This is a genomic window from Enterobacter sp. 186315 (assembly GCF_053290175.1).
The window spans coordinates 1-515 of the sequence record NZ_JBPTTK010000071.1 but is presented as its reverse complement, the minus strand read 5'-3'; the positions used below and the strand labels follow the sequence as shown (position 1 = coordinate 515).

Here is a 515-nt window from a genome sequence, read left to right as displayed (position 1 = left end):
GCCAGCCATCCGTCATCCATATCACCACGTCAAAGGGTGACAGCAGGCTCATAAGACGCCCCAGCGTCGCCATAGTGCGTTCACCGAATACGTGCGCAACAACCGTCTTCCGGAGCCTGTCATACGCGTAAAACAGCCAGCGCTGGCGCGATTTAGCCCCGACATAGCCCCACTGTTCGTCCATTTCCGCGCAGACGATGACGTCACTGCCCGGCTGTATGCGCGAGGTTACCGACTGCGGCCTGAGTTTTTTAAGTGACGTAAAATCGTGTTGAGGCCAACGCCCATAATGCGGGCGGTTGCCCGGCATCCAACGCCATTCATGGCCATATCAATGATTTTCTGGTGCGTACCGGGTTGAGAAGCGGTGTAAGTGAACTGCAGTTGCCATGTTTTACGGCAGTGAGAGCAGAGATAGCGCTGATGTCCGGCGGTGCTTTTGCCGTTACGCACCACCCCGTCAGTAGCTGAACAGGAGGGACAGCTGATAGAAACAGAAGCCACTGGAGCACCTC

At 56.3% G+C, this 515-nt stretch carries 1 pseudogene; it reads right to left on the bottom strand.

Annotated features, from left to right (window positions below):
• Positions 1 to 504: pseudogene (locus ACSVHP_RS22995) on the bottom strand (IS1-like element IS1A family transposase); the annotation flags it as partial.
• Positions 505 to 515: the final 11 nt, after the last annotated feature.